The organism is Microcystis sp. LE19-41.2A, assembly GCF_027530405.1.
Classification (GTDB): domain Bacteria; phylum Cyanobacteriota; class Cyanobacteriia; order Cyanobacteriales; family Microcystaceae; genus Microcystis; species Microcystis aeruginosa.
Genome location: NZ_JAPZQJ010000422.1, coordinates 1 through 6,765 on the forward strand (window position 1 = coordinate 1; position 6,765 = coordinate 6,765).

Sequence of the window (6,765 nt, forward strand, 5' to 3'; positions counted from 1 at the left end):
TAAATCCTTATCCGGCAAGAGACTTAATTGATTAGCTCGTTCTAGATCGAAAACAATTGACAAAAATCGCCAAATGTCTTTCTATATAAGGGTTTCATCCCTTATAACCCCCCTCCATTGCATAACACAAACCGAAGAACCGGAAATTTCATCCAAATGCTCCACTTCCCACTTCCCCATCCCCCCACTTCCCCACTTCCCCACTTCCCCACTTCCCACTCCCCCACTTCCCCATCATCCCCTTTATATAAATATGAAACTACTATCAATAAAGTTATGTAATTTTCGACAATTTTATGGTAAGACTCCTGAGATACATTTAGCAGCGAGTTCTCGCAATACGACGGTAATTTATGGCAATAATGGGGCAGGAAAAACAACAATTTTAAATGCTTGTACCTGGGTTCTTTATGAAAAATTTACAGCAGCTTTTGCCGAACCAGAGTTATTAGTTAATAAACGGGCAATTACCGAAGTAAGCACGGGAACCTCCATAGAATGTTCCGCAGAAGTAAACTTTGAACATGAAAATAAACGCTATCAGGTAAAACGAAAATTTTTCGCCTATCAAGATGTAAATAGTAAGATTAAATACGGTTCAAATAGTTTATATATGCTCTACGCTGGTGATGATGGTAATTGGTACACACCCAATCAACCACCAGAGGATATTATTAATCAAATCTTACCAGAAAGTTTACATCGTTATTTCTTTTTTGATGGGGAATATATCGATCATCAATTTCGCAGTAGTAGCCAAGGTAAAATCGCCGAAGATACAAAAGAATTATTGGGAGTTAAAGTATTAGATCGAGCGATCGAGCATTTAAAAAAAGCCAAAAAATCTTTACAAGATGAGCTTAAAGATTTAGGGGAATCGGATTTAAAAAAGTTACTGAAACAGGAAAGTAAAATTGAGCAGGATTTCGAGAAATTAAAACAGCGTCAGCAAGATATTATTAGCCAGTTATCCCAGCAAGAAGAATTAAAAAAAGCCGTTACTAATCGCTTATTAGAGTTAAGTGGTGCCGAAGAATTAAAACAGTTAAAAGAAAAATTGGAACAACAGGAAAGAAATCTGCGGCAAGATTTAGTCAGAACTAAAGATAAATTAAAGAAATTAATTTCTCAGCAAGCTTATCAAGTCTTTTTAAAAGAAATTAATCAAAATTTTCAGCAATTAATCGATAACCTACGACAACAAGGGGAATTACCCAGTGGTATTAAACAGCAATTTGTCCAACAATTATTAGAGCGGAAAAAATGTATTTGTGGTCAGGAATTACAGGAAAATAGCCAAGCTTATTTACAGGTACAAGATTGGATGAATAAAGCAGGAATGGCCGATGTAGAAGAAGCAGCCATTCGCTTATCTTCCACAGTCAAAGAAATGGATAAAAAAGTCTTAGATTTTTGGCAAGAAGTGGATAATTATCAAGCTAATATTCACCAATGGCGCTTAGAATTATCTTTAGTAGAATCAGAATTAGATGAAGTGCGGGATAAATTTCGCCATTATCCCGATGAAGATATTAAAAATCTGCAATCTCGCTTAGATGCGATCGAGGATTCCCTAAAAGATTTACGCTTGGAACAGGGCAGCAATAAAAATCAACTAGATATCTATGAAAAAGAGTTAGAATCCCTGCAAAAACAGGTACAAAAACAGCAACAAAAAGAGGAAAAATATAATTTAGGACAACGACGTATTTTAGTGACTCAAGAGGCAATTAATCGCATTAGTGAGGTAAGACAGAGATTAGAAAATCAGTTTCGTTTGTCCTTAGAAAAACGGGTACAGGAAATCTTTAACTCAATTTCTTTTACTCCCTATATTCCCCGTATTAGTCCCGATTACGAGGTAAGACTATTAGAAAATACGACAGGATTCGCCATTCCCGTGGCAGCTTCTACCGGAGAAAATCAGATTCTCAGTTTATCTTTTATCGGGGGAATTATCGATCGAGTGCGAGAATGGAGTCAGAAAAATACTTTGATGGGAATTGATAGCAGCACTTTTCCTCTGGTGATGGATTCCCCTTTTGGTAGTCTTGATCATATCTATCGTCGGCAAGTTGCGATCGCTATTCCTAAATTAGCCAATCAGTTAATTGTTTTAGTGACAAAAACTCAATGGAGAGGAGAAGTAGAAACCGAGATTTCTCCCTATATTGGTAAAGAATATGTGTTAGTTTATAATTCTCCGAAAGCGGATTGTCAAGAGGATTTAATTAATCTTCATGGTGTTGATTATTCTCTAGTGAAACGCAGTCCTAATAATTTTGAATATACGGAAATTATCGAAGTTAATCGATTTTCCTCCTGACTGCTAAATGGCTGCCTCTCACCTTTGCAGAAATACAGACAATCAGCAATTATCAGTGACTCTTAAATTGGTACAAAAATATGAACAATCGCGTGTAAGCATCTCACCGAAAAGCTAATGCGCTCCAGGGTTTGGGTAGGGTTGATTCATGAATCAACCCTACCTTGAATCAACCCTACCCAAAGGCTTGAATTGAGTGATAAAATCGGAAATAATGACCAATTTTAGAAGATAGTTTCCCTTTAAAAATACCAACTCAGTAGATTTACAAAAATTTTGTTGTAAGTAGTCGGACATAAATTCTGTTGTCTATCTTAAGAAATGTAAATTGCCGCAATTCTTACTGACGACCGACTCCTGACGACCGGCTACTGACTCCTTACCCCACAGTTAACTTTACTTTTGTCCAACTACTTAATAACTAAATTTTAACTTCTAATAAAACGATCGATTGCTGTGTTCATTACCCCCACACGACTGGATAATTCCACAAGTTCCGTGGTGACAATATTATAATCCCCTAAATATTTATGGAGATTAGTTCCCTCTTTTTGATGGGCAATTTCTACTAACCTTTCCTCTCGCAATTCTTGCAAATGATCGAGGATATTTTCTAAAGTATCTTCGAGGGGAGGTAAGGGAGAAGGAGGATTATTTGCTTGCAAAGCTTGGGTTAATTGCGTCAAAGCTTGGGTTATTTGTTGCGTGAACAGACTCAGATTAGGATGGGGAGGACTACCGCGATATTGTTCCAATTCCGTCAATAAAACTGTCACCCCGCGACCAAAACGAGGAATATAATTACTTAAAGTGATTGCCGGTTCCATTTGTGGAAAGGGTGTGCTAGGATCATCAATTAATCTTTGTAGGGCCGTTTGCATAGTTGTATTTGCTCGTCGAGCTTTATTGCGATGGGAAGATAAACTTGCAGTTTGATAGGATGATTCTCCTAAATAAACTGCCATAACTGACTGAAAAAATACTTGATTAGCTTCTAATGCTTTAATGGCAGCGAGGGAAAAACGTTCATCTTCATTAAACCGTAAAAAACCGAAGGAAAGTGCAAAAGCTAAAGCACTACCGATTAAAGTATAAACTATTCTGATATACTCTAAATTAATCCCGTCATTGCTGGTATCGAGACGACTGATAATTAAAGCAAAAATTGTGATAAAAAATACGGCTAAACTATAGTGAAATCGCACCAAAGTTAAAGCGATCGCTATAGAAATAACCCCAATAACTTCTAACCAGAGCGGATTATCTATAATTCGCAACAGTGCCAAAACAAAAAACGAGCCTAAAATCGTGCCAAACACCCGATTTAAAAAGCGTTGAAAAGTCAAGCTAAAATCTGGTTTTAACACAATAACTAAGGTTAAACCAATCCAAAAACTATGGGTAATTCCTAGCTTGTTGTAAATCAAAACTCCTAGCGCACTTCCCAAACCCAAGCGTAAACCATGACGAAATAGGGGCGATTCTAGATTAAAATTAGATTTTAATGGTTCCCACCAAGCTTTTTCTTGACCGTACTCTTTTTCTATCCCTTCAAAGTTCCGCTGCCAGGGATTCTTTTTATCTGAAAATTCCTCGCTTTGCCGCAAATGTTGCGCTGTTTCACTGGCTATTTTTAGCTGTTTAAATAATTTTTTTAAACGATTATTTAATTGGGAAATTGCCACATAACTGCTATAATCGTCCTGAGCATTTTCTAAAACTTTAGCTTGCAGGTTTTTTTGTTGCTCGATCGCCTTGAGTAATAGCTGCAAGCGCTCACAATCCGGTTGTTTATTTCTACCCAAAATTAACCCAGCAATATCTTCGCTAATTTCCGCCACTTGCACGAGAATATCTTCTAATAAAATACCCACCGTGGTCAGTTGTGGCAAGGGATGAAGATGAAGCAATTCTCGCAGCGCAATTAAGCTGGTATTAATGCGATCGCTATCTTCAATCAAGACGATTAACAATTCCCGCAGCTCATTCTTTCCCCAACGTCCCCGACGCGTCAAGGTGACAGTTTTCCTCGAACGTAGCAACAGCTGGCGGATTTTGTCAAAATATGGCTCCTCATGAGCATTAGAACGAGAGTTTAAGGGCAAAGAGCGGAGATAGGTGGCGATACCCTGGAAATTTTCCGCCGTTACCTGACGTAAAGGCTGATTAGGGCGAAAAGGCCAGATAAACAGGGCTAAAAAAATTGTCCATCCCCCTCCCAACACAGCGATTCCGGCCCGTTGTAAAGCGACGACCATATCTCCCGATGGCAAAGAAACGGCCAAAAGCAGCAATAAACTGATTACTACCCCAGCTAACGCCCCATTTTCCCCGTAAACCGTCAAATAACCCGCTAGAAACAACCCACAAAAAACTATCACTACGGTCAATCCTAGCCAAGCACTGGCTAATGTGCCGATAATCAAAGCTAGAGCCATCCCGATAGTCGTAGCGACTAGGGTTTTCGCTCTCAGGCAGTAAAGTCCCCCCACATCAGCTAAAATCAAGGTTTGAGCCGCTAAACCGACCATTAACCCCACTTCTGACCGATCTAAAATATCACCGATAATAATCGGCACTGTGATCGCTAATAAAGTCCGAATCCCCCGCTCGATCTCGATATCGCCACTAGGACGCAATAAAAAAGCAAATCGCTGAAGTAGCATATAGCACTTATCTTAATGGTGAGGTATGAGGTTTTCGTTTTCGGGAGTCAGTATTCTCCGAGTCACCTGATTAGGTAACGATTTCTCTCCTGTCTCCTGACTTGAAAGAGGGTGTAGGGTGTGGGGTGTGGGGTGTGGGGAAGGAAACCTCTTTCATCTGTGGGGGTGAAAATTTTTTCATCGGGACTGACTCCTAACTCCTTAATTCTGCCGTATTAGGGCAGCCAACGGGGTTTAAAACCGGCGTTGAGTTCTTGAGGTAAAATTTTCGTGCTGCTATTGGGACTGAACTGATCAGGAAGCGGTAATAACCAGAGACGACCATCGGCAATGCTCGACCCCTCCCCGGTGACTAAATCATTTCCGACTCCAAAGGGTATGGTTGCTAACTGATCAAATAATAAGGCCACGCCATCGGGAGACATACTCATCTGCACGTCACGATAATTAGGTAAAGCCAGCAGGGGTGTCATTTTACCCGTTTTTAGCTCAATAATCCCTAAAAAAGGTTCTTCTTTCACTTTGCCATCGCTGCCCATAACCAGATCGCTTTTCAGACAGTAAAGGGTTTTTTCCTGTCGCGGTTCAAATTGACAGCTAATAATCGGATTAGCTGTTCTTAATAGTAGTCTTGACTCTCCCCGATCGTCGAGCAGAAATAGCGATCGCTGATTATCCGGTTCTGATTTCACCATGAGTTTTTGGCGACCATCCCGGGAAAAAGCGAGGATTTTCTCGTAGGTAGGCAAAAATTGCGGTTTTCCCCCTTGGACATCCAAAGGAATCACCGCTACCCCTCCCGTTTGACTGACAACCGCTTTTTTACCGTCGGGAGATAGTAAAAAATTATCCCCTTGCATTCCTAACGGTCGCGATTGTCCATCATCCCTGATTACCCATAAACTGGCATCCCCCGGATTCCCATGATTAATTCTCTGCACGATTAGGGTTTTGCCGTTATCTGAGAGATCAAAGCGCAGATTTTGATAAGTTTTCGCATCTAAAAACCTTTCTATACGACCACTGGGCAAATTTTGACCATGTTCGTCATGATTTAAACCCGTGGTAATCGTGTAAAGTTGCTGTTTCGGGGTGTCTCGTCCTAAGTCAGAGCGATCGAAGGCCGAGAATAAAATTCTATCCCCCCTCGGATAGATTTGAAAATCCGTGACCACCAGATCCCCAGGGGTAAGGATGGTTTTTTTCAGTTCTGTGACGTTATTTGGCCCCTGAATGATATTACAGACGATTAAACGGCCTCTTTCCTCTTGGTTGACCCCAATATAGGCAAAAGCTCGATCGTGGCTGTAAAATTCGCCGATAAAGTCCTCACCTTGAGCAATAGGTAACTTTACTTGATATTTTTTGCCGTAGATGGGCAATTCTGTCAAAGTATAGGTCAAGCGATCTCCGGCCCAGCTAATTTTACCCGGTAAGGGAGGATTGATCACCAAGCTGGTTTCTATGTCTGAACGGTCAATCGGCCGATTAAAACTTAAAGTAAAATAATTGTCCCTAACGCCGATTTTTCGTCCTTGCCAGCTAAAATTCTCCCCTCGGGTAGGAACTTGATTTCCCTGGATCAAAATCGACGATATCCCGGCAATTAAGGCCAAAATAGTCGCCAACACTAAGCGATCGAACCAAGCTAATCTTTTCATCAGTTATCAGTTATCAGTTATCAGTTATCAGGAGTCAGTCAGGAGTCAGTCAGGAGGCAATAGGCAATAGGCAATAGGCAATAGGCAATAGGCAATAGGCAATAGGCAATAG

3 protein-coding genes are annotated in these 6,765 nt (G+C 40.4%); 1 reads left to right on the top strand and 2 read right to left on the bottom strand.

Annotation, left to right across the window (positions count from 1 at the left end; all coding sequences use genetic code 11):
• The first annotated feature begins 253 nt into the window (after positions 1 to 253).
• On the top strand, positions 254 to 2,326 hold the full coding sequence (locus O9290_RS17430; RefSeq protein WP_288057661.1) for an AAA family ATPase: 2,073 nt from the start codon (positions 254 to 256) through the stop codon (positions 2,324 to 2,326).
• Between the two features lie 428 nt (positions 2,327 to 2,754).
• On the opposite strand, the gene O9290_RS17435 is transcribed toward O9290_RS17430, so the two are convergent.
• Both O9290_RS17435 and O9290_RS17440 read right to left on the bottom strand, forming a co-directional pair.
• The gene (locus tag O9290_RS17435; RefSeq protein ID WP_002761204.1) at positions 2,755 to 4,992 is read right to left on the bottom strand and encodes an FUSC family protein; all 2,238 of its coding nucleotides are present in this window, start codon (positions 4,990 to 4,992) and stop codon (positions 2,755 to 2,757) included.
• Between the two features lie 215 nt (positions 4,993 to 5,207).
• Entirely contained in the window at positions 5,208 to 6,653 is a 1,446-nt protein-coding gene (locus O9290_RS17440; RefSeq protein ID WP_288087334.1) for an Ig-like domain-containing domain, read from the bottom strand.
• Between the last annotated feature and the right edge of the window lie 112 nt (positions 6,654 to 6,765).

What these genes read in the sequence shown, in the direction of transcription:
- O9290_RS17430 (WP_288057661.1), top strand. Translation starts at nt 254, where the DNA reads ATGAAACTACTATCAATAAAGTTATGTAATTTTCGACAATTTTATGGT.
- O9290_RS17435 (WP_002761204.1), bottom strand. Translation starts at nt 4,992, where the DNA reads ATGCTACTTCAGCGATTTGCTTTTTTATTGCGTCCTAGTGGCGATATC.
- O9290_RS17440 (WP_288087334.1), bottom strand. Translation starts at nt 6,653, where the DNA reads ATGAAAAGATTAGCTTGGTTCGATCGCTTAGTGTTGGCGACTATTTTG.